Genomic DNA, 24,914 nt, shown 5'->3' with positions numbered 1-24,914 from the left:
TATCATCAAGGGATTTTCTCTGCCCAAACAAATCCTAAACTAACTAAACGCAATCTTACCATTACAAATCCTTGACAAATATCACACATTATTATACGATTAAATAGTTTTGAAGAAAATAATATTGGATAGAATATAGATTAAATATGCAAGTAATATACCAAGGCATTCTATAGGAAAATTGTGCTGGCAGCATATTATCATTTGCGACAGATATAGTTTGGAGGATTCATTTTGACTGATTATACGAAGGAAATAGAAAAAAGAAGGACATTTGCAATTATATCCCACCCAGATGCCGGTAAGACGACTTTAACAGAGAAGCTGTTACTCTATGGAGGAGCTATAAACCTTGCTGGCTCTGTAAAAGCAAAAAAGACAGCAAAGCACGCTGTTTCTGACTGGATGGAAATAGAAAAACAACGTGGTATTTCGGTTACTTCTTCCGTTATGCAATTTAATTACGGAGATTTTTGTATTAATATATTGGATACCCCGGGACACCAGGATTTCTCGGAAGATACTTACCGTACTTTAATGGCAGCGGATTCCGCAGTTATGGTTATTGATGCTTCCAAAGGTGTTGAAGCACAAACAAAGAAATTATTTAAAGTTTGCGTAATGCGCAATATCCCCATATTTACATTCATTAATAAGATGGACCGTGAAGCAAGGGATACCTTTGAATTATTAGATGAAATAGAAACTGTTCTTGGTATTCAAACCTGCCCAATTAACTGGCCTATTGGGTCTGGTAAGAATTTTAAGGGCGTTTATGACAGAGAAACCAAACATATCTCCCGTTTTTTTGCAGCGAATAATGGCCAAAAAACAGTGGACACCATTGAGGTGGAATTAGGGGATGAAAAACTGGATTCTCTTATTGGAAAAGAAAATCATACAGTTCTTGCAGATGAAATTGAATTACTTGATGGTGCCAGCAGTGAGTTTGATTTGGAGTTAGTACGTGAAGGAAAATTATCACCAGTGTTCTTTGGTTCTGCTTTAACGAATTTTGGTGTAGAAACCTTCTTAAAACATTTCCTTAACATGACTACCACACCATTGCCCAGAAAGTCCAATGATGGTCTGATAGATCCAATTAAGAATGAGTTTTCGGCTTTTGTATTCAAGATTCAGGCAAATATGAACAAAGCTCATAGAGACCGTGTTGCATTTATGCGAATTTGTTCCGGTAAATTTGAAGCAGGAATGGAAGTAAATCATATACAGGGCGGAAAGAAGATGCGGTTATCTCAGCCGCAGCAGTTAATGGCACAAGAAAGAAAGATTATAGAAGAAGCCTATGCAGGAGATATTATTGGCGTATTTGATCCGGGTATATTCTCAATTGGCGATACCATCTGTATGCCGGATCAGAAATTTTCTTATGAGGGTATTCCAACTTTTTCTCCGGAACATTTTGCAAAAGTACGACAGGTAGATACTATGAAAAGAAAGCAATTCCTAAAAGGTATTACCCAGATTGCACAGGAAGGTGCTATTCAGATTTTCCAGGAATTTAATACCGGTATGGAAGAAATCATAGTTGGTGTAGTTGGTGTTCTACAATTTGACGTACTAAAATTCAGACTGGAATCGGAATATGGAGTAGAAATCCGCTTAGAGAATCTTGCTTTTGAGCATATCAGATGGATTGAAAATAAAGGAATTGATGTAAGTAAGCTAAATGTTACTTCCGATACCAAGAAGGTAAAGGATATGAAGGGCAATCCACTGTTACTATTTGTTCATAGTTGGAGCATACAGACGGTTTTAGATAGAAATAAAGAATTAAAATTATCCGAATTCGGAAGGGAGTAGGAGGTTCTTCCACCCTTCCGGTTCTGACTGAGATAAAGCTGTATTAAAAAGTTAAAAATTTTCTGTATAAAAAAGTTAAAAAAATTATTGACATTTCGTTCATAATATGATAGACTATAAAAGCTTGTAAATCCTTAGTTAAACAATTAAGGATGGACGATAACAACAAAGCAGAGTATCCACTCTCACCTCAGCACTTAGTTGTGACTTTGGTTAATATTTCTGGATTATGGAATTTAAGCTGCAAGCATGGCATGTTTGTGTATTGCTGAATTTCTTGAGCGCTTACTGATGAAATCAGTGAGATTGATCCGGTTGAAACGTGGATGGACTTTGCTATCCACTTTTTTTATGCCAAGTAACATAATGATTTAAGATTCAACCTATGGAGGTGTACAACTATTAGCGATTTAATGATTAATGAGCAGATTAGAGACAAAGAAATCCGTGTAATTGGAGAAGATGGCGAACAATTAGGAATTATGTCATCCAAAGACGCCATGAAACTTGCAAAAGAAGCAAATCTTGATTTAGTAAAGATTGCTCCAACAGCAAAACCACCAGTATGCAAAATTATCGACTACGGTAAGTACAGATATGAAGTAGCCAGAAAAGAAAAAGAGGCTAAGAAGAAGCAAAAGGTTACGGATGTAAAAGAGATTCGTCTGTCTCCAAATATTGATTCAAACGATCTTAATACGAAAGCCAACCAAGCTAGAAAGTTTATCACAAAAGGTGATAAAGTTAAAGTTGCTCTTCGTTTCCGTGGTAGAGAAATGGCACATATAACATCCAGTAGACAGATTTTAGATGCTTTCTATTCAAAGCTTGAGGATGTTGCAGTCGTTGAGAAGCCAGCAAAATTAGAAGGTAGAAACATGATTATGTTTTTAACTGAAAAACGTTAGTAACATTTGGAAATCTCAATCATAGTAACTTTATGATTTTTATTGAAAAATGTCATAAATAATATAAATAAGACAATTGGACAACCTGGCGGAATTCGCATATGGGGAGATTTAATTGTATCATGATTAAGGAGGACATATTATGCCTAAGATTAAAACAAACAGATCAGCAGCAAAGCGTTTCAAAAAAACAGGTACAGGACAATTAAAGAGAATGAAAGCTTATAAAAGCCATATCTTAACTAAGAAATCTACTAAGAGAAAGAGAAATCTTAGAAAGGCAACTTTAGTTGGTGCAACAAAAGTAAAGAACATGAAGAAGATTATGCCATATCTATAAGATATTGGTGATAAGGAGGGAAATAGAACATGGCAAGAATTAAAGGCGGAATGAACGCAAAGAAAAAACATAACAGAGTATTAAAGCTGGCTAAAGGCTATAGAGGAGCCAGATCTAAACAATATAGAGTAGCAAAACAATCCGTAATGAGAGCATTATCAACTTCTTTTGCTGGTAGAAAAGAAAGAAAGAGACAATTCAGACAATTATGGATCGCAAGAATCAATGCTGCAGCAAGAATGAACGGTCTTTCTTACAGCAAATTTATGTACGGTTTAAAAGTTGCCGGAGTAGAAGTGAACAGAAAAATGTTATCTGACATGGCTATTAACGATCCCGCAGGCTTCGCTTCTTTAGCTGAAGTTGCAAAATCTAAAATAGCTTAATGCATCAGGGAAACGGATTGCGAATATCCGCTGTGATGTGATTGTTCCAATTATTAAATAAAATAGTGCAAAGGATTATAACAATCCGTTGCAATTAAAATATCAGGCTTATTTCATGGATAAACTATTTATAGTTTCCTTGAAATAAGCCTTTCTTGTTAAGTAAAATTTCTGACTATTAACTTGGTTAGTAAAATTCCATTCTTGATAAGTAGAATTTCTGACTATTAACTTGGTTAGTAAAATTCCATTCTTGATAAGTAAAATTTCTGACTATTAACTTTGCCGGTAAAATTCCGTTCTTGTTAAGTAGAACTTCTGACTATTAATTTGGTTGGTAAAATTACTTTCTTGGGAAGAAGATCATTCCCGTTAATACGGTCTAATAGAAGGTCAACAGCTACGGTTCCTATCTCAAATGTTGGTACTTCCATAGTTGTTAAAGGTGGATTTGAATATTTTGAAACTTCAATATTTGATAAGCCAATGATAGCTACTTGGTCCGGAACGGATATTTTGTTATTATACAAAGTATTAAGGGCTGCCATAGCCATTAAATCACTTGCAGCAAAAAAAGCATCCGGATAATTATCAGTTTCGCATAAATGATTCACTTTCTCTGAACAAATATCCTCGTCCCACATACAATCGATAATCCAGTCAGGATTTACAGCTAATCCTTCTGCGTGCATGGTGGCGTAATAACCTTTATAACGCTGACTTTCTTTAATATTACCTTTTCTTCCGCTTCCCCCAATAAAACCAATTTTTTTATGGCCTCTTTCGATTAAGTGTTTTACAGCTAAAGTAGCGATATTGTAATGGTCATATCCCACATTATCAATTTCTTCTCTCTCAGTGTCAACACCAACAATATGGGGAACTTGGTTACGAATGAATTCGTAGGTCTCTTCGTCCAAAGTTTCCATCAGTATTAAACCGCTTATCGATTCGTTAAAGGTACCAAACAAAGTCTTTTTGTCTTCCAATTCAGCCCCGGTCCTAATAAATGATATATCATATCCTTTGCTGGATAGTCTGTCTTCAATTCCTGATAATATGGACATAAAATACGGATCATTAAATTTTTTCTTAGTTACACTTAGAATGCAGCCGATTTTAACATTGGTTTTATTATCAGTGTTTGATGCCTGACTTTTCCCGCCAGGATTTACTTTGTAATTCAACTGATGAATGGCTTTCCATACTCTGGCCCGAGTTTCGTCTGTCATTTTGTAAGTGGTATCATTGTTAATCACTCTGGATACAGATGCGATAGAAACGTTAGCTAATTTTGCAACATCTCTTATGGTACTCATAGAAAGGATCCCCTCCTTATTTAAATTTATATCTTTTGTTTCGCGATATTTACGTAATATATATAATACAATTTAAATCATCCTATGTCAAATAGTATAGTGAAATAAAAAATAAATTGTGAAAATTATACGGTTTATTATTTACAAATCAAAAATTCAATGCTATAATAACTATAAATTTTAGTAAACAAACGTAACAAATCAACGTAAACCATAAAAATGAATAGGAAAACCCATTGAATTCTTTAAAAAGTACTAATTAAAGTTTGAGAAAGGAAATTCATGAAAGAGGTTCATTGTGCCATATGTAACAAAAATGTAAAAAATGATGAAATTGCCCTGAATGTAAAAATACTTGGCAAGCAACTTGGCAGCATACGCTGCTATGATTGTCTGGCTGCCGTGATGAACTGTAGTACATCTAAGCTGACAGAACTGTCCGATTACTATAAAAGTTCAGGATGCAATCTTTTTAAAATTAATTATTTACAGTAGGGATGGAGAAGATTATGAATAAGAAAATTACCATATATCCAACAATAATTGATACAGTAATTACAAATCCGGGCATTGGTTTTATAGCTGCCCCTGAATTGATGGGAAGTAAGGAAAAAGTTTATGACAACCGGGGCAATAAGGTAGAAAAGTATAAGTTTACAGAAGAGAGTAAAACTTATAATCATCCCGACAGTAAAGTGTATTTCTGCAGTGTGGGCTGGAGGCAGATAGAACGTGAAAAAGGTTTCTATGACTGGAAGCTGTTAGAGGATAAATTAGAGTATGCAAAATCTTTAGGGTGTACAGCGGTGGTTAGATGCTCTCCCTATGCCTTAAGTGAAGAAGAGGATATACCGGGATGGTTTCGAAAAGAGTGCCCCCAGGAACCGGAATTTCCTTTTTGGAGAGTAGATCCAAATACCACTCCTTACATAGAATATTGGACAAATTTTATTAAAGAATTTGGGAAGCATTTTGATGGAAATCCAATTATCAGCTCTGTTGACATGACAATCGTGGGAGCTTGGGGAGAAGGAGGCGGAACGGAATTCTTAGAGGAAGAGGCAATTCGAAAGGTTACAGATGCCTATTTGGATGGATTTAAAATCACTCCCCTTCAAGCGCTGTTACATGATCCCTTATCCCTTAAGATTATTAGGGAACGTAAGGCAAAGGTTGGCTTCCGGGTAGATTGTCTGGGAGATATGGGTGGATTCCATGGTGAGAAATGGTCCCATATGCTGGATTTTTATCCTGAAAATATTCAAAACTTTAATATGGGCTCTGCCTGGGAAACAGCGCCTGTTTTGTTTGAAGCCTGCTGGCATATGAATGATTGGTATTATCAGGAATGGGATATTGATTATATTATTGAAGAATCATTAAAGTGGCATATATCCTCCTTTAACAGCAAAGGGACTACTGTACCAGAGCCTTGGAAAGAGAAAATAGAATACTGGATTAAGAAAATGGGGTATCGTTTTGAACTTAGAAAGTTTATCTTTGACAGCCAGGTCAAGGGAGGACAACAGATTCATATCTGTGGCTTATGGGCTAATACAGGGGTTGCACCTATTTACAATCCCTATACTCTTGTAGTCAGACTGGCTGGAGAAAAGGGAATATATACTTTTAAGAGCAGGGAAGACATTCGCGGGTGGCTGCCGGACATGGATATTCTTTGGGAAGAAAGCTTCTTAATTCCAGATAATGTACCAGAAGGTACCTATGATTTAGAAATAGGAATAGAAACTGACGTAGCTGAAATTGGTAATATAAAGCTTGCCATTGCAGGAGAAAAGAACGGTTATTACCAAATGGGTAAGATTTTAATAGAAAGGGAATAACGCTATGGATCAAAAATTAGAATATAAGGCTTGTATTGATTATTGTAAGTTCGATCAACTGCCAAAAGGAATTGAAGAGAAGTATGTAACATATGAACCGAATAATAATGAATATTTAATTGAACGGGAGTTTTTATATGGAATATGGAATCAATATAATGTCCCAGAAGATAAGAAGGAATTTCTACTATCTGCCCTGGAAGAAATAGAAAAGGATTCTGTGTTATTCTATTTTACTAAATTCCTGGTAGATGATATGTGTTCGGCACGTAACCGTTGTGATGAAGATTTTTATACCAATCTTACCCCCGATTGTATGAAAAATCATGGTGATTTATATTCCTTTTTGTTGCTGCTATCTTGTGTAGTGCCTTCCATGAAACAAATGGAGAGTAGAGGAATACCAAAAGAGTATTATGAAAAGATACCTCACCAGCCTTTAAAGAATCAATTAGAAAAATTGATTAAGAGCAATGATACTAAAGTAAGTGATTTTCCATGGGATATGAATTTCTATACTTGCTCTATATTTTTACTGGACCGATTTTTCTTTATACCATACCGTTTTGAAGATGAATTCACTATGTTTCGTAATAAGAATTCACAAAAAGTAATTGCTTTAAGACATGGAGGGGAAGAATTCCGCAGAGATGGGCAAAGAGATGGAATTAATGACGTATTCGATGAGAAGGGTAAGTTCACCTCTGTATGGAATGAAACTAGGGACTTAATTATTGCCAATAGGATTAACCCAATGGGATTTGTAGAAAAAGAAACGACTACAATTAGTAAAAATGAATGGGATATCGTACTGAAAAAAGGAGATACGGTTTTAGCGTTCCACATTCCTTCCGGGCCCGGCTATACTCCAGACAGGGTAAAAAATTCAATGGAGCTGGCAATTGAATTTTATCATAAGTATTTTCCGGAATTATCAATAAAGGGATTCTGGAGTGAAAGTTGGCTGTATGATACCAGACTGTCATTGGTATTAAATGAAAATAGCAACATTGTACAGGTACAGAGACAATTTTATAATTATCCTATTTTTGAAGGCGACAGTATGCTGCGATATGAAGCTTTTGGGGAGTGGAAAGCAGATCCTGACAGTATTCCCTTAAAGACATCCTTACAAAAAGCAGCTGCGGAATACATGAAAAGAGGAAGACGGTTCAATACCTTATGTATGATAGTCTTAAAAGAAGAAGCCAGCAAAATGGGGAACATGCCATACATAACCGAGGAAGACATCAAACAATTCAAAGAAACAGTAGACAGTCATCTGCAGTAGGAGGGGACATGGGAATTTATTCACTTGAGAATTATGAGAAGTATAAAACGAAAACAATTCGTTTTAAACCCCAAAGTAAGACACCATCTAATTTTGGAGCGGGTCAGATTCATTATGTAAGGCTTCCCTGGACTTTCTTAGAACCAAACCGGGGTGAATTTAATTTAGAATTCATTAACAAAGAAATTGAAAATGTAAAAAACCCCGTTCTAATGTTAGTTCCGGAGATTCCGGTATGGGTAAGCAATCATCAGTCAGATGCCTTTGCAGCACTTATAAGAAGGGTTGGAAGTTTTATCGGTGAAAATAAGAACCTGGTTGGAGTTGTTATTTCAACAATAAATAACAGCTGGGCGGAGTGGGACGGATATTTAGATTCTTTTGAGAGTACTACCGTTTTTGCTGATTTAAATAATAAGGAATTAATAGGTTATTTGAAGGATAAGAATAAGGAATTTGGATTATTGGTTAAGTGCAATGAAGAAAATTGGATCGATTGTTGTGAGGGATTTGCAAAACAAAACCTTCAACATATATGGAAGAAGAATCCGGTGTTGGTACATTTAACGGATGATGTTTGTGAGACTAATATGAGCAGGGAAATCTATAGATGGCATGGTGGACTTTCCAATATACTCTTAGATTTGGGATATAACCTAACCCTAAGAAGGGTCACTTATCCGGAGGTGGTTTCAAAGAAGGGTGCATTACCTCTTCGGCTATGGTTTGTGAATATGGGAACTGCAAAGGTTTATCAGCCATTTACAATAAAATTACGAATAAAACCCCAGGGATTACCTCAAACCCATGGTAAGGACACATCTTATGAATTGACCTTGGGAGACAGCACAGAGTCATGGTCGGTAGGTGATATCACCCATAATGAAATCCTGCAACTGCCGGATATGGAAGTTGGGATTTATACTATATCCATAGGACTTTTCTTATTAGATAACACTCCCATACAACTGAATAATGAAAATATTTCAGTAAATGGTTTTTATGAAATTGGGACGGTTTGTATTGATAATAAGAAGAGGGATGAGCTTTTTAACATTTGGGATACCTATTATCCTGAAGGATATTATCCCTTAGAGGATCCCCAAGTCCCGGAAGAAGAAAAATAAGAGTAATACCCAAGGGTATTAAAAGGATACTTATGTTTACAAAATTAAAAAGGATGCTTCATCAAATATATTACAACAACAATGAACTAACAGAACAGGAATATAAAAGAGGTCAAAAGAAGTTAATCCTTTCCGGGTTAACAGCTGGCATGATTAGCTTACTGACAACGGGGACCTTTTTAGTAGGCTATTTAAGCTATTTAGGAGCATCAGAAAGATACATTGCAATAATAGGTGCAATTCCACAGTTAGGCTGTATATTACAAATGTTCTCCCCTTATATTTTTGAAAGATTAAAACATAGAAAATTGCTAATATGCATATGTTGCTTTTTGTTCCGGTTTTCAGTGGGAACCATTATCTTTGTACCTTATGTACTACATAAAAAAGCTTCCCAGCTTATAGTAATCATGATAATTTATTCTTTTGCATATCTGGCAGCAGGTTTTGTTACGCCGGGGCTTAGCAGCTGGAATATGAGTATGACCCCGGTTCGCGGAAGAGGTAAGTTTCTTGCCATCAAAGATATTACCTCCATGCTTGGGGTGGCGGCCGCTTCGTTAATCATAGGGCGGATGCTGGATTATTATAAGATAAACAATAAATATTTAACTGGATTTACTATTATTTTTCTTCTTGTATTAGTAATATCCATACTGGATTTTATACTTTTATCCGGTATAGGGGAGCCAGTTAATATACAGCAGATGCATAATACTTCTTTACTTGAAATGATTAGTAAGCCTTTAAAGGATTTACATTTTCGTAAAGTTATTTTGTTCTTAAGTATTTGGTATTTTGCAGTTCATTTTTCGATTTCTTTTATTCCTATATATATGGTTAATTCCCTTAAATTAAGCTATTCCTTTATCTCCGTGGTGGGAGTGCTGGGAAATATATTTGGAATGATATCTATTTATTTGTGGGGAAGTTTGGCGGATAAAACTTCTTGGAACTTTTTATTAAAAGCCAGTGGAGTGATAATTGCATTTTGCTATATGGGGTGGGCTTTTGTTACGGCTAATAATGCCTTTGTGTTGGTTCCTGTTTTTCAGATCCTGTTAACAGGAAGCAATGGAGCATTTAATATGGCAGCGGTTAATATTCAATATATCCATGGGCCGGAGTCGGGTAAAACCACATATTTAGGAGTGACCCAATCTATCGCCTATGTTACCGGATTCTTTGGAGGAATTTTGGGAGCAGCAGCTTCACAGCTGCTTAAGAATCTTAGAATAGAGTGGAAGGTCATTTCCATGGGAAGCATACAAATGCTATTTTTAATTACAAGTCTTATTTTATTTGCGGCATTAGGAAGCATTAAGATAAAGAAATAAACGCAGGCGCTAAAACGCCGGAATCGAGGTTAAAGTGAAATTAGGTTTAATAGGTGCAGGACAAAGAGGCATGATTTATGCAGAATATGCCTATAACAGTAAAAGAGCTGACATTATTGCAGTAGTAGAACCGGATGATAAAAGAAGAAAGATGGCAGCAGATAAATTTAATATACCATTAGAAAGACAATTTAAATCCATTGAAGAATTTTATCAGTTAGGGAAAATATGTGATGCCATTATTATTGCATCTATGGATAGAGATCACTATGAACAGGCTATGGAGGGACTGGAACTGGGCTATGATATTCTTTTAGAAAAGCCAATTTCCCCAAGTCCTTTGGAATGTGTAAAGATACAGGAAAAGGCTCATGAAAAGAAATGCCATGTTATTGTTTGTCATGTGCTTCGTTACACAAACTTTTTTGCAGAAATTAAGAAGATTATAGACAGCAATGAATTGGGAAAAGTAATCACCATTCAGCATAATGAAAACATAGGTAATTATCACATCGCCCATTCTTTTGTAAGAGGAAACTGGAGAAGAAGCGACTTAGCCAGTCCTCTGATTATGCAAAAGTCATGTCATGATATGGATATTCTGACTTGGTTAGTAAACAGCAATGCAAAACGAATTTCATCTTATGGAAATTTAACTTATTTTAAAGAAGAAAATGCACCAATGGGTAGTTCCGATAGATGTCTCACCTGTAAAGCAGCAGAAGAATGCCGGTTTGATGTGAGAAAAGCTTATCTGCCGGTAAGAGGGCAGTGGCCGGCTACGGTGGTAAGTCAGGATCAGACAGAGGAAGGACTGCTAAAAGCATTGGAGACCAGTCCTTACGGACGTTGTGTATACCGTTGTGATAACGATGTATGTGATAACCAGGTATCTCTTGTTGAATTCGAAAATGGTGTAACGGTCAGCTTTAATCTAAGTGGATTTACCAACCGGATGTGCCGGACCATTAAAGTTATGTGTGAGAATGGAGAAATAAGAGGGGATGATGGTTTAAATATTATTGAAGTGACCCGTTTTGCTCCCAATGCAGTGGGAGGTTATGAGCAAAGAGTCATTCACCCAGGTTCAGTGGAAGGCGGACATGGAGGCGGAGATACCGGCCTAATGGAGGACTTCTTAGATATGCTGGAAAAAGACGGTGTGGATAGCAGATCTTCCATTGACAGATCAGTCGAAAGTCATATTATGGCGTATGCAGCAGAAGAAGCAAGAGTTACTGGAAAAAATATTGATTTACACGTATTTAAAGAACAATTAAAAGATACTATTTAACCTCACCGGGAAGCGGGCTTACCTGTTTCAGCAGGAGTTAGGGTTCCGGCTGAAATGCCGCGTAGTGATAATGAGGTTATGAGCAGGCAGCGTAAGCGGATTAGGAATATTCGCTTTGATAATAGCAAATGTAGAGAGGTAATAGTTTTATCGTTATTAAATGGTGCTAAAGCACCGGAATCGAGGTTAATATGAATTTGGCTGCGGAAAAGTCATTGAATCGAAGCCGGAAAAGAAGAAAAGACGGTTTTTTCTATGAGTTAAAGAAAAATAGAATTTTGTATTTCATGTGCGTACCTGCATTAATCGTACTAATTCTATTTTGCTACATACCCTTTGGCGGAGTTTGGATGGCATTTACAGACTTTAATGTGGTAGATGGTATCTTTGGAAGCAAATTTGTTGGGTTAGAGAATTTCAAATTTTTCTTTTCAAAAAACAGTATGGGTTGGAGAGTAACTTATAATACTTTAGTAATTAACTTTTTTGGTATTATATTTGGAACCGTCGTTCCCATTACTATAGCTATTTTTTTAAATGAGATTCGAAACAAGACTTATAAGAAGATTACCCAAAGTATGATGTTTTTCCCCTATTTCCTTTCCTGGGTTGTAGTAGGTGCAATTATATACGGAATATTCTCCACCGATGTGGGTGTTGCCAATAATTTATTAAGATTTTTTGGAAAGAACCCTATAAGCTGGTATGCAGAACCTAAGTACTGGAAAGAAATTATTATTATAGCGAACGTATGGAAATGGAGCGGCTATAATTCTATTATTTATATGGCTGCAATGTCCAGTTTTGACGGAAGCTTGTATGAAGCAGCTAAAGTAGATGGGGCGAATAAGTTCCAACGTATCTTTTATTTAACAATTCCTATGTTAAAGCCTACCGTTGTAGTTCTTACCTTAATGAGTATCGGACGAATTTTCTACGGGGATTTCGGAATGATTTATGGTATTGTTGGTAACAATCCAGTTCTAATCGATGAGGTTACCGTAATTGATACCTACGTTTATCAGACCATGAGAACTCTGGGCTTCTCTTACTCTACCGCAATAGGATTGTTCCAATCTTTAATGGGCTTAATACTTGTAACAATTGCAAATAGGGCCGCTAAGAAAGTAAATGATGGGGAGGGGCTGTTCTAATGAATAAAAATAGATTATTTACAGATAAATTAGTTACGGTTATTGCATATTGCTTTATTGGATTGTTTGCGATTATATGCTTATATCCGCTAATTTTAACCATCAGCGTTTCCTTCTCATCAGAGCAGGAAATAGCAAGAAAGGGTTATTCCATTCTTCCCTTAGATTTTACGTTTAATACCTATAAGTACATATTTATCAACAGCGGTACTAAAATTTTAAAATCTTATGGAGTGACTATATTTATTACAGTAGTAGGTACAATAGGAGCTATGCTGATTACCAGTATGCTTGCATTTGCTATCTCAATAAAGAAATTAAAATATCGAAACGTCATTGCATTTATTTGTAATTTTACTATTATCTTTTCTGCGGGACTGATACCCTGGTATATGGTGTGCGTTAATTTTTATGGATTAAAGAACAATATTTTAGCCCTAATCCTGCCATCCATCTTTAGTGTATGGAATATGTTCTTAATGCGTACCTACTTTTCCAGCATACCCTCATCCCTTTATGAGGCAGCAGAGATTGATGGAGCGAATTATTTTACTATATTTATAAAAATGGCAATGCCTCTAAGCAAGACAGCCATATTAACCGTTGGCTTAATGTATGCATTACAATATTGGAATGATTGGTGGCATTCATTAATCTTTATTAATGATAAGAATCTGTTCCCATTACAGTATTATTTATACAGCATATTATCCAATGTTAATGCAATTAGTTCAGGACGTGTACCGGCAGGGGCAGCAGGAGGAATCTCTTTACCGGCAGAAACGGTTAAGATGGCAGTAACGGTAATAACCATAGGCCCTATCATCTTTCTATACCCCTTTGTTCAAAAATATTTTGTTCATGGTGTTATGACAGGGGCAGTAAAGGAGTAACTGAGTGTATTATGCCTGAAAGGCATTCTATAAAAAACATAAAAGGAGGATATTTTTATGAAATCAAAAAAATTACTTATTCTTTTTGCAGTAATGATGTTAGCAGCTTCGCTGTTAGCAGGCTGTGGAAAAAAAGGGGGAAATGCAAAAGGAGAACTTGAAACACTTACTATTTTATATCCCGGTGAAACCAGTGACAGGATGTCAGAATTCCTTAAAAATGAATTCGCTGAAAAAATGGCAGCGGATCTTGGATTAAAGGTTGAAGTTACCTTTGTACCCTGGGCTCAATATTGGGAACAAAAAGACATTATGTTAGCTGCCAATGAACCAGTAGACCTTTATTGGGACGGTCTTCCTGATCTTGCAGCGATGGTAAATAAGAAGCAAAGTATGGCACTAGACGATTTGATTAATAAGTACGGTCAGGATATGCTTAAAGTTTTGCCGGAACAACAGCTTCAAGGTGCAACAATTGATGGTAAAATATATGGTATCCCATCTGCTTATGCACCATCTTCCGCTATGTTCCAATTAGTATGTGTCCGTCAGGATATATTAGAAGCAGTTGGAATGACAGAAATTAAAACTGCTGAGGATTTAAAAGAGTTTGCTATAAAAGTTAAGGAACAATTTCCTGAAATGAAAGGGCCTGCTGATGTTATCTTTAAGCCTTTAACCAGATATTTTACAGAGGAACAATATAACTGGATCGCTGCGGAAGACTTAGTAGTATTTGGTGAAGATACGAAAAAGGCATACAGTTATTTTGAAACAGAAGCATTTCAGAAACTTGCTCAGTATAACCAAAGCATGTATAAAGAAGGACTGTATACAGAAGATTTAACAATCAAATACAATGAAAGAGACTCTCGTATGCAGACCGGTTTATATCTGTGGGTAGAAGGCTCTTTAGGTAAGGAAATGGAAATCATTGATTCTGTTAAAGCCAATGCACCAGATGCAAAATTAAAAAGCTACCTTTTGGCTCCGGGAAAACCTCGTTATATTACCTCAACAGGCGGAGAAGTATTATGTATCCCTGTAACCGCACCAAATCCGGAAGGAGCAATGAAGTTCCTTAACTGGCTTTATTCTTCACAAGAAAATTACTTATTCGCATTATACGGTGTGGAAGGAAAAGATTACGAAATTGTGGATGGAAGAATTAATAAACTTTCCTCAAATGAATTCTTCTATGAATGGATGTTTAGAAATCAAAATTATCAATTGTTTGCTCCGGATGTAGAGCAGGAAAGCATTGATAATTATACAAAATGGGATGATGACGCTATTGTATCCGATTCAATAGGATTCCGTTTTAATAATGAAAATGTAAAAGAAATAGAAACTGCCCTTAGAGAAGTTGCAGGCAAAGATTTAGCTGCAATCCGTTCCGGCTTTGTAGATTTTGAAACGGAATATCCAAAGGCAATTAAGAAATTAAAAGAAGCAGGTATGGATGAGTATGTAGCTGAAGTACAACGTCAGTTAGATGAATTCCTAGCCAATAAAAAGTAAATATAAAAATTATTTATTGAGGCATAACATATAAATATTCCCTGTTCCGAAATAGGAACAGGGAATATTTTAATCCAGGTCTTTTTTATTTTTCTTATGTTGTTTTACCCATTTATTTAATAAATACTCAATCTGCCCGTTAATGGAACGAAAATCATAAGAAAACTGGTATTAATGTACATATAATATAAAATATAACAAAGATTTGCTTGCTTAACTTGACGGTCACTTTTACCAATGATAGAATAATTATTGTATTTTATAGTAGATGAGAGTGTTGAAAAGCTCGCTGCTTTGTAAAATTGAATGTAAGCTCCGAAAAAAATGAATTGGTAAAGTCGGGTTTGGGAGGTTTTGCTTTGAACAAAGTGATTACATATTTAAAACCCTATAGGGGTTCCATGTTATATGGATTGTTTATTAAAGTGATTGGAACATTTTTAGATCTAGGTCTTCCATGGGTGTTAGCATATATTATAGATGAAGTGATTCCGTATAAGAAGATCTCATATATTTTGCTATGGGGATTAGTTATGATTCTCCTTTCTGTTGGGGCAAGAACCTTTAATATTAAAGCAAATCGCAATGCTTCAAAAGTAGCAAAAGATGCAGTAAAGGCTTTAAGACATGATTTATACAAAAAGATTCAAAGTTTATCCGGTGCTCAGATCGATTATTTTACAATACCTTCTTTAGGCTCCAGGTTAACCTCGGATACTTATAACATCCACAGCATGATTAGTATGATGCAGAGGCTTGGAGTGCGTTCACCTATCTTACTAATTGGAGGAATCATAATCACCAGTACCTTAGAACCAGTATTGACATTAGTTCTTGCGGGCATTTTCCCATTTCTTGTTTTAGTAGTATTCTACATATCGAAAAAAGGCATTCCCCTTTATATTCAGGTACAATCCTCTGCAGACCGGTTGGTTCGGGTAGTAAGAGAGAATATCAGCGGTATTCGTGTGATTAAAGCATTATCTAAAACTCCCTATGAAAAGGAACGTTTTAAAAAAATGAATACAGAGGTTGTTGACAAAGAGTTGAAAGCCGGTATGACCATGGCGATTACAGACCCTATGATGAATCTGCTTTTGAATCTAGGACTTACCCTGGTGGTTGTTATCGGTGCTTACCGGGTAAACAGCGGTAGCTCTGAACCGGGTAAGATAGTGGCTTTCTTATCTTATTTTACACTAATGCTAAATGCTGTTATTGGTATTACCAGAATATTTGTAATCTACTCTAAGGCCAGTGCCTCCGCAGCTCGTATTGAGGAAGTATTAGTTGTAGAAGATGACTTAAAAGAAATGGATATAGAGCCAGTTCAGACAAAATATCATATAGAATTTCGAGGGGTATCTTTCTCTTATACGAAAGAACCTTGTATAGAAGACATCAGCTTTGGCCTAAAACGAGGTGAGAGCCTTGGCATCATAGGTTCCACCGGTTCCGGAAAAACGACTTTGATCAACCTGTTAATGCGCTTTTATGATGTTTCACAGGGACGTATTCTTATTAATGGAAGAGATGTAAAAAGCTATAATAAACAGGAACTTCGTAAAAAATTCGGTGTAGCATTTCAAAATGATGTATTATTTGCAGATACAATTTATGAAAATATAAAGCTGGGAAGAGAACTGTCCAGAGAGCAGGTAAAGGCGGCTCTTATACATGCCCAGGCGGACTCATTTGTTCAGGAACTGGAGGGAGAATTGGACTTTAAACTGGCCATTAAGGGAAGCAATTTGAGTGGTGGTCAAAAACAAAGGTTATTGATTGCAAGAGCTTTAGCCGGAAATCCGGAGATATTAATCCTGGATGATTCCTCCAGTGCATTGGATTATAAAACAGATTCGCTGCTTAGAAAAGCAATTAGAGAACAATATTCTGATACTACCAGTATTATCATTGCCCAAAGAATTAGTTCCATTATGAAACTGGATCATATTTTTGTAATTGAGGAGGGCAAAATGGCTGGTTATGGAACGCATGAAACCTTGTTAGAAACCTGTGAGGTATACCAGGAGATCTATCATTCACAGATGATGTAAGAAAGGAGGGCATAAACATGGCTGTAAATCCGGGACCAGCAAAAAGAGGAGTCAGTACAAAAAATGAAAGACCAAGAGATACCAAATATGTTTTAAAACGCCTCTGGCCTTATATATATCATTATAAATGGTTATTAGCCCTTGCAATTATTCTAACCCTTGCCGGTAATGTATTTGCACTCTTAGGACCTATGTTATCCGGTTATGCAATTGATGCCATCGAGCTGGGTAAAGGAAAGGTACTTATTTATGATGTTTTATATTTTGCAGGGTGGATGGTTGCGTTTTACATTGCTTCCTCTTTCTTTGCATATCTGCGTTCCATATTAATGATTCAGTTAAGCCAGAAAATCATCCATAAGATGAGAGAGGACGTATTTACTAAACTGGTAGAATTACCGGTTGGATATTTTGATAGGAATCAAGCGGGAGATATTATCAGCAGAATATCTTACGATATCGATACCATTAATACTTCCCTTTCTACAGATATCGTACAAATAGCAGCCAGCGTAATGATTGTAGTCGGTTCTTTGGTTATGATGATAATTATATCACCGGTTCTGGTATGGGTAATGCTGATTACCATACCACTATCTCTATTATATACAAGATTTATGTCCAAAAAGGTACGTCCCCTTTTTCGAAAGCGCTCGGCTAAATTAGGAGAGCTCAATGGCTTTACTGAGGAAATGGTATCAGGGTTAAAGACTATAGAGGCTTATGCTTCCGAAGATGCGGTTATGGAAAGTTTTGATGCTATAAATGAGGAAACTACGGAAGCTTATTATCAAGCCGAATTCTACGGCAGTACCATGGGACCGACGGTTAACTTTATTAATAATATTTCACTATCCTTTATTACGGTGGTTGGTGCAATATTTTATTTAAGAGGAAATATGTCACTTGGTAATATATCTTCTTTTATACAATACAGCCGTAAATTCTCCGGCCCCATAAGTGAGACAGCTAATATCATAAGTGAACTCCAGTCTGCTGCCGCCGCTGCAGAGAGAGTATTTAAGCTTATGGATGAAGCACCGGAAGTGTTGGATAAAGAGGGAGCACAAGAGTTAGAAGAAGTAGAAGGGGAAGTGGATTTAAAAGACGTTACCTTTGGTTACATACCGGAGAAGTTAATTTTCGAAAAATTAAATCTTACAGCAAAACCTGGCAGCCTAACAGCCATTGTAGGGCCTACAGGAGCAGGAAAAACTACTGTTATAAATCTTCTTATGCGTTTTTATGATATTTGGGACGGGGAGATTCTTATTGATGAAAAAGAAACAAGAGACCTGACAAGAGCAAGTCTTCGAAAGTCCTTTGCCATGGTGTTACAGGATACTTGGCTATTTCGGGGAACTATTTTTGATAATATAGCCTACGGTAAAGAAAATGCCACTATGGAGGAAGTGACTAAGGCTGCCCAAATGGCAGGAATTCATTCCTTTATTAAGCGCCTTCCTGAGGGCTATCATACTATAATCAGCGAGGATGGATTTAATATATCAAAGGGGCAGAAGCAGTTGCTTACCATTGCCAGAGCTATGCTGCTGGATGCCAAAATGCTGATTTTAGATGAAGCAACTTCCAATGTAGACACCAGAACAGAAGTAAAGATACAAAAAGCAATGGTGAAACTTATGGAGAATAAAACTTGTTTCGTTATTGCCCACCGATTATCTACTATCCAAGGTGCCGATACCATATTAGTGGTAAATGAAGGCAAGGTAGTGGAGCAGGGAAAACATAAGGAATTGATAGAGAAGAAAGGGTTTTATTATAAGCTGTATCAATCCCAATTTGAATAAAGAAGAGGCTGTTGTGTACACAACATATAATGGGTACAACTTTCCACCAAGAAAAAGTGTGCATTTCTATCCAGGGAATTTCAAATAAGTCCAATTATTCATGGCTGCTTTTTCAATAAATTCATGAAAAATACGGTGGAATATAAAGAATACAAAGGAGGAAATGAATGAAAAAACTTCATTATGGCTTAGCTTTATTGTTGTTAGTGGTTTTGGTATTGTTTACACAATGTGGAAACAGGGGGTATTCCAAAAAACAAGCCCAAACGATTATGACAGAGTATATCCAGAAAAAATACGGCAGTACGCCAACTTTTGAGTGGGTTCGCTGGCATAAAAAGAAAGGTTATTCCCAGGGTTATTACGCCAAAACAACGGAGGGTTACTACATACGCATGAATGTCTTTACGGAGGGAGGCAAATCCAAAGGCTATGATTGTTTAGACACCAAAGAATATGGGGAGATTGCTGAAGCAATGAAACTTGCTTTTGCTGATAACCCATTATCAGATAACTATCTTGTAGAGATAAATTTGATTAATGATGCCAGTAAAGGGGAATTGTGGGATAGCCTTAAATGGGCTTTTCATGAAAAATGGAATGGTGATCTACAAGATTTTTTACTTCAGCATGGAAGCCGCTATCGCACTGTGTTTCAAAATGAATCCTGGGAAGACAGACCGAATTTTTATGTGATCATTCGGCCGGATAGTGTTGCTGATTACAGTAAAAATTATGAGGCATTTGACGAGTATGTCACAAGAATAAGAAATACAAATGAATATATGTTCCTATCTGTTCTGGTTGCACCACCCTCTTTATCTGTGGATGCACTAGAGGCATTGAACACAGAGTATATATTAGATAATAACCGGATTTTACTTGATAATCTTAGAAAAGGTGGAGGGCATGATTTCAGCAAACCTGCGGCTCTTGCCAGCCAGGGAAATGGCGCTGAAGGCTATATTTATCAGGGTGTCCGTGAAGAAGCTGCGGTAGAGGAAAGCTATGTACTGACAGCTGCTGAACCACCAAAGGAACCAGTCAGCTATTTAATTGGTGAAGCATACCGGATTATCAGTCCCGTTTATAGTGTGGAAAACCTACAGGATGCCACAATTGTATTAGATTTTAACTTGTCTGTTGTTCTCAAAGATTATCTTGCTGAAAATCCTGACGCTCAGCTAGGCAGGGACTTTGTGTTATTGGAGATGGAGTCGGATATGACTTGGATCACACCAGTGGTACCATCTTATGACAGCAAAAATTTTGACACACCGGAGAATGCAGAAAAGTACTTAGGCAATACCAGCAAGTGTAAATATTCCTATCAAGTTTCCGACAAACCAATACAAATTTGTTTTGGTGTGTTACAAAAAGAATAAAACAGAATAACTTTGTTAAACCTAAAAAATCCGCTGCTCCTTACAGAACAACGGATTTTTTATTTGTTTTATTCCACTTGTGGACCGGATGGAAGACGTTCATATGCATCAGATTCATGAACATACTCCCAAACTTCCGTCATGAACTTTACAAATTTATTGTTAGCCTTTGATATTCCCTTTTGGTCTATGTGGGCACCTGTACTGCAGGATATGCTTTTAGTCTCACCATCGGATACATATTGAAATTCATAATAGGATGGAGGTATGGCCATATAGCCTTTATCCGGATCGATCTCTTCAGGCAGATCATGGAGGTCATATTTTATAAAGGCCTCATAAATCTTCTGTAGCTGCTCGTCAGAAAAATTGAAATCTGTTATAGCATTTGGGTCTCCTTCGTCAAATTGAAATCTGTTTTTTATTGTAGAATTAAACGTATCAACTTCTGTGAAATTGTGGGTATAAACAAATCCAAAATCATCAGGAATTTCTTTTGCTGACTGCTTCCCACCATTACATGCACTAAAAAGTAAAGCAGATATTAACAGAAGCATTAGAACCTTTGCTCTTTTCATTTTTACTCCGTCCTCCTATCACTTATTTGTCCTAAAAAGGACTTGATATGCTAAATTATACCATGACTTCGGGACATTGCAACAAAAATAGGAGGAACTTTATGACTCCCTTTTTAGATAAACCATATCAACAAGTTGCTTTCCACATTCATATATAGGATGGTCATAGTTATCAGTGAAAAAATTTTCTATACGATGTGACTCAATAAAGCCGCATCTTTGATAAAAGTCCAGAGTGAGTGGGCTGTCACCTGTTCCCACAAGCATAGTTCTACAATCCGTATAGTAAGAAAACAAAAATTCTATCAGGGCTTTTCCATATCCTTTTCGCTGGCAATCAGGTCTGGTTGCAATATTTTTTATCTCATAAATTCCGTCTGCTTCTTTTGTAACTACGCATTCGGCTTTTATTCCATTATCATCTAGAACAAACATCTCGCCACGTTCCAAGTATTTGTCTATCATGCTTTCCTGTTCGTCTGCAAGTAATAGCAGGTCGATATATTCTTTTTTGTTTTCTGTGACTTTTATTATATTCATAAGCTTGCACCTCTTATTTTATGTTTTTGGGGATTATTTTAACATATAAAATAAAAGAAGTCGATTGCAGTAATCGGCTTCTTTTAATAAAAATTATGTATGCAGTCGAAGGGACTTGAACCCTCACGGTCTTGCGACCACTAGAACCTGAATCTAGCGCGTATGCCAATTCCGCCACGACTGCAAATAATAGTAACGTAAATATTGTACTACTTTTTTCAGTTATGTCAAGTATAAGGTTATGAAATTTACTTAAAAAGTATAAAAATTAACTTGGTATAGTAGTCTTAACAGTATAATTAAGTATTATTTATGTCCCTTTTAATTCAAAAATGCAGCCTTGAACCCGTAGGGTCTTGCAGCTGCTAGAGCCTGAATCTAGCGCGTATGCCACACTGTAAATAGCTCTTTATCAGGCGACAATTTCCCACTATAATACAGGGAGCATTTTACTTGCAATGATAATATTTATATATTATAATAACCTAATATGAATAGTATATTTTAATAATAACCAAGAATTTAGGTTTCCAATTCAGTAGGATAAGCTTTGGGCAAATCCCCTGGGTTATGGAATTAATAGGGAAGATAGGTGAGAATCCTGCACAATCCCATTGCTGTATTTACAGAGTACATTTTCTGGATTGCAAAAATCGGCCACTGGAATATCTGGGAAGGCGAAAATGTATGTTGAAGTATAAGTCAGAATACCTGCCTAAGTTTTATAGAATAGCAATTCTGTGAGGACAGGACATGCTATATTTATTAGGGTAAGCTCATGTAAAATGAGTTTTATTTTGTACCTAGTATTTATAATAAATATAGATATAATTCAAGCCTTATAGTTGCATTCTGACTATGAGGCTTTTTCTCGCTTAATTTTAGACATATAGGCTGTCTGGGTGGATTGATATTCTAATAATGATTTATTGCTGAGAGAAAGGAAGGGCGTTATGGATATAAAAATAAAGAAGAGGGATGGTAGTTATGAACCTCTTTACGTAGAAAAAACAAAAAAGATGGTAGCTTATGTATGTGAGGGGCTAGAGGGCTGTGACCCAATTGAGCTTGAAATGGACTCCAACATTCAGTTTCGGGATGGTATGAGTACAAAGGAAATACAGAAAGTTCTTATTCAAACTGCCATAGAAAAGATGATTCAAACCACAAAAGATGCCCACGGTAATACGGTAAAAACTACAAATATTAACTGGCAATATGTTGCAGCAAGATTATTAATGTCTGATTTATATAAAGAGGCCGCAATTAATAGAGGATATGATTATTTTGGCTATGGAGATTTTTCCGAATTAGTACATAAGTTGGTGAAGGATAAATATTACGGAGAATATTTAATAACGGAATATAAGGAAGAGGAGATTAAGGAGTTAGGTGCTTATATAAAACCGGAGAGAGACTTGCTCTTTAATTACGAAGGCCTGAAACTGTTGACAGATAGATACTTAATTAAAGGTTTTAATAAAGAAGTATTGGAATTGCCACAGGAACGGTTTCTTGCTATTGCTATGCATCTTGCCATTCCAGAAGGCAGCAAAAAGATGGAATATGCTAAAAAGTTTTATGATCTGCTTAGTTTGCTAAAGATGACGGTAGCCACACCAACCCTTGCCAGTGCAGGTACTCCTTATCATCAATTAAGCAGCTGCTTTATATCCGTTGTGGGGGATAACCTGTGGTCTATTTATGATGTGAACAGTAAGTTCGCAAGTGTATCCAAACATGGTGGTGCGTTAGGCATCTATACAGGAAAGATCAGGGCGCTAAATAGTGAAATCAGAGGGTATAAAAATGCTTCCGGAGGAGTCATCCCATGGATTCGTTTATATAATGATACTGCGGTGGCGGTGGATCAGCTTGGCAGAAGAAAGGGCGGGGCCTCTATTACACTGGATATATGGCATCGTGACCTTTATGAATTTATGGAACTAAGGACCAATAATGGAGATGATAGAAGAAAAGCTCATGATATTTTCCCAGCTTTAAGTATTCCCAATCTTTTTATGGAGAGATTGGAAGCAAGAGGAAGTTGGTCATTATTTGACCCGTATCAAGTACATAAAGAAATGGGATTTTACTTAGAAGATTTTTATGATGATGAAGACAACAAAACCTTTACGCAACATTATCTTGCCTGTGAAAAAAATCAAAATCTGGAACGTGTTACAGTAACTGCCCTTGATATTATGAAAAAGATTATGAAAAGTGCAGTAGAAACCGGAACTCCGTTTATTTTCTTTAGAGATACTGTCAATCAGGCCAACCCTAATAAACATGCCGGAATGATCTATGCTTCAAACCTTTGCCATGAAATTGCACAAAATGTAAGTGAATCTACCCTGATTGAAGAAAGCATTGTAACGGATCAAAATGAAAATCATGTAGTAACAAGAGTAAAGTCCGGCGACATGGTAACCTGTAACCTGAATTCCATTAATCTTGGCCGTGTTAATATAGATGAATTGGAAGAAACCGTACCACTTCAGATTCGTATGCTGGACAATGTGATAACTTTAAATCAGTCACCGGTGGCGGAAGCGAAAATTACCAGTGATAAATACCGGGCGATAGGCCTTGGAACCAGTGGATATCATCATTATCTCGTAAATAAGGGAATAACCTGGGAAAGTGAAGCACATTTTAAAGAAGCGGATCTGTTATTTGAAGAAATAGCATATGAGGCAATCAAGGCTTCTATGGAACTTGCCAGGGAAAAAGGCGCCTATCCGGAGTTTGAAGGTTCTGAGTGGCAGTCAGGTAAATATTTCGAGAGACGAGGTTACAATTCACCCCGTTGGCTGAAATTAAAGGAAGATGTACAGAAATATGGTTTAAGAAATGGCTATATTATGGCAGTTGCTCCAACCGGAAGCACATCTAATATTGCAGGAACCTCAGCAGGAATTGATCCGATCTTTCAGAAATTCTTTATAGAAGAAAAGAAGGGAAGCTTTACACCGAAAGCAGCTCCTGACCTGAATGAGAAGAATTTCTGGCTTTATAAAGAAGCCCATTATATTAATCAGATTTTTAGCATAAAAGCCTGTGGCATTCGTCAAAAACACATTGACCAGGCACAATCCTTTAACCTTTACATTACGCCAAGTTTAAGCGCAAAGGATATACTAAACCTGTATATAGAATCCTGGAAAAATGGTGTTAAAACTATCTATTATGTAAGAAACCAGTCACTTGAAATGGATGAGTGTACAAGTTGTTCCAGTTAGGCGAAGCCATAAATGGATTTCGAAAGAAAATCATTTGAAATTCTCATATAGAAAGGGTAT

The 24,914-nt window shown here is 36.5% G+C and carries 20 protein-coding genes, 1 tRNA gene and 1 riboswitch; of the genes, 17 read left to right on the top strand and 4 right to left on the bottom strand.

Annotation, left to right across the window (positions count from 1 at the left end):
* Positions 1-234 precede the first annotated feature (234 nt).
* The 4 genes from RT261_RS09490 (at position 235) to rplT (ending at position 3,458) form a co-directional block, all read left to right on the top strand.
* A complete protein-coding gene (locus RT261_RS09490; RefSeq protein WP_313132077.1) occupies positions 235-1,824 on the top strand; it encodes a peptide chain release factor 3 in 1,590 nt (529 codons plus the stop codon).
* 413 nt (positions 1,825-2,237) lie between these two features.
* Positions 2,238-2,732 carry a translation initiation factor IF-3 gene (gene infC / locus RT261_RS09485; RefSeq protein WP_313132075.1) on the top strand — a complete coding sequence of 165 codons (495 nt, stop codon included), beginning with the start codon at positions 2,238-2,240 and terminating at the stop codon, positions 2,730-2,732.
* Positions 2,733-2,874: 142 nt separating this feature from the next.
* Entirely contained in the window at positions 2,875-3,072 is a 198-nt protein-coding gene (gene rpmI / locus RT261_RS09480) for a 50S ribosomal protein L35 (protein ID WP_091684934.1), read from the top strand.
* 29 nt (positions 3,073-3,101) lie between these two features.
* Positions 3,102-3,458 carry a 50S ribosomal protein L20 gene (gene rplT / locus RT261_RS09475; RefSeq protein ID WP_313132072.1) on the top strand — a complete coding sequence of 119 codons (357 nt, stop codon included), beginning with the start codon at positions 3,102-3,104 and terminating at the stop codon, positions 3,456-3,458.
* Positions 3,459-3,763: 305 nt separating this feature from the next.
* Here rplT and RT261_RS09470 read toward each other — a convergent pair whose 3' ends face one another.
* Entirely contained in the window at positions 3,764-4,777 is a 1,014-nt protein-coding gene (locus RT261_RS09470) for a LacI family DNA-binding transcriptional regulator (RefSeq protein ID WP_313132071.1), read from the bottom strand.
* Positions 4,778-5,059: 282 nt separating this feature from the next.
* On the opposite strand from RT261_RS09470, the gene RT261_RS09465 reads away from it, so the two are divergent.
* The 12 genes from RT261_RS09465 to RT261_RS09410 all read left to right on the top strand — a co-directional run bounded on the left by RT261_RS09465 (position 5,060) and on the right by RT261_RS09410 (position 20,491).
* On the top strand, positions 5,060-5,272 hold the full coding sequence (locus RT261_RS09465; protein ID WP_313132069.1) for a hypothetical protein: 213 nt from the start codon (positions 5,060-5,062) through the stop codon (positions 5,270-5,272).
* Between the two features lie 14 nt (positions 5,273-5,286).
* On the top strand, positions 5,287-6,621 hold the full coding sequence (locus tag RT261_RS09460) for a DUF4832 domain-containing protein (RefSeq protein ID WP_313132067.1): 1,335 nt from the start codon (positions 5,287-5,289) through the stop codon (positions 6,619-6,621).
* A 4-nt stretch (positions 6,622-6,625) separates the two neighbouring features.
* Entirely contained in the window at positions 6,626-7,912 is a 1,287-nt protein-coding gene (locus RT261_RS09455; protein ID WP_313132066.1) for an acyltransferase domain-containing protein, read from the top strand.
* 8 nt (positions 7,913-7,920) lie between these two features.
* Entirely contained in the window at positions 7,921-9,039 is a 1,119-nt protein-coding gene (locus RT261_RS09450; protein WP_313132064.1) for a DUF4832 domain-containing protein, read from the top strand.
* Positions 9,040-9,071: 32 nt separating this feature from the next.
* Positions 9,072-10,376 carry an MFS transporter gene (locus tag RT261_RS09445; RefSeq protein WP_313132063.1) on the top strand — a complete coding sequence of 435 codons (1,305 nt, stop codon included), beginning with the start codon at positions 9,072-9,074 and terminating at the stop codon, positions 10,374-10,376.
* Positions 10,377-10,410: 34 nt separating this feature from the next.
* Positions 10,411-11,670 (top strand): Gfo/Idh/MocA family protein, encoded by a 1,260-nt coding sequence (locus tag RT261_RS09440; protein WP_313132062.1) that lies wholly within the window; start codon positions 10,411-10,413, stop codon positions 11,668-11,670.
* A 191-nt stretch (positions 11,671-11,861) separates the two neighbouring features.
* Positions 11,862-12,824: an ABC transporter permease gene (locus RT261_RS09435; protein WP_313132061.1), complete on the top strand. Its 963-nt coding sequence runs from the start codon at positions 11,862-11,864 to the stop codon at positions 12,822-12,824.
* Positions 12,824-13,717 (top strand): carbohydrate ABC transporter permease, encoded by an 894-nt coding sequence (locus RT261_RS09430; protein ID WP_313132060.1) that lies wholly within the window; start codon positions 12,824-12,826, stop codon positions 13,715-13,717. Before RT261_RS09435 ends, RT261_RS09430 begins: the two co-directional genes overlap by 1 nt.
* 57 nt (positions 13,718-13,774) lie before the next feature.
* A complete protein-coding gene (locus RT261_RS09425; RefSeq protein ID WP_313132059.1) occupies positions 13,775-15,238 on the top strand; it encodes an ABC transporter substrate-binding protein in 1,464 nt (487 codons plus the stop codon).
* 368 nt (positions 15,239-15,606) lie between these two features.
* Positions 15,607-17,295 (top strand): ABC transporter ATP-binding protein, encoded by a 1,689-nt coding sequence (locus tag RT261_RS09420; RefSeq protein WP_313132083.1) that lies wholly within the window; start codon positions 15,607-15,609, stop codon positions 17,293-17,295.
* Between the two features lie 17 nt (positions 17,296-17,312).
* Positions 17,313-19,106, top strand: a complete 1,794-nt coding sequence (locus RT261_RS09415) for an ABC transporter ATP-binding protein (RefSeq protein ID WP_313132057.1) — start codon at positions 17,313-17,315, stop codon at positions 19,104-19,106.
* Between the two features lie 167 nt (positions 19,107-19,273).
* Positions 19,274-20,491 carry a hypothetical protein gene (locus tag RT261_RS09410; RefSeq protein WP_313132056.1) on the top strand — a complete coding sequence of 406 codons (1,218 nt, stop codon included), beginning with the start codon at positions 19,274-19,276 and terminating at the stop codon, positions 20,489-20,491.
* Between the two features lie 68 nt (positions 20,492-20,559).
* Here RT261_RS09410 and RT261_RS09405 read toward each other — a convergent pair whose 3' ends face one another.
* The 3 genes from RT261_RS09405 to RT261_RS09395 form a co-directional block, all read right to left on the bottom strand.
* A complete protein-coding gene (locus tag RT261_RS09405; RefSeq protein WP_313132054.1) occupies positions 20,560-21,069 on the bottom strand; it encodes a hypothetical protein in 510 nt (169 codons plus the stop codon).
* 99 nt (positions 21,070-21,168) lie between these two features.
* A complete protein-coding gene (locus RT261_RS09400) occupies positions 21,169-21,609 on the bottom strand; it encodes a GNAT family N-acetyltransferase (RefSeq protein WP_313132053.1) in 441 nt (146 codons plus the stop codon).
* A gap of 100 nt (positions 21,610-21,709) precedes the next feature.
* Positions 21,710-21,793: transfer RNA gene (locus RT261_RS09395), tRNA-Leu, on the bottom strand.
* A 323-nt stretch (positions 21,794-22,116) separates the two neighbouring features.
* A riboswitch (cobalamin riboswitch) is annotated at positions 22,117-22,342 on the top strand.
* A gap of 220 nt (positions 22,343-22,562) precedes the next feature.
* Between RT261_RS09395 and RT261_RS09390 the strand changes: the two genes are divergently transcribed.
* Positions 22,563-24,854, top strand: coding sequence for a ribonucleoside-diphosphate reductase subunit alpha (locus RT261_RS09390; protein ID WP_313132051.1), 2,292 nt, complete (start codon positions 22,563-22,565; stop codon positions 24,852-24,854).
* The last annotated feature ends 60 nt before the right edge of the window (positions 24,855-24,914 follow it).

The sequence above is a fragment of the Anaerocolumna sp. genome (genome assembly GCF_032079385.1).
Taxonomy (GTDB): Bacteria; Bacillota; Clostridia; order Lachnospirales; family Lachnospiraceae; genus Anaerocolumna.
This window is presented reverse-complemented; position numbering and strand designations above follow the sequence as displayed.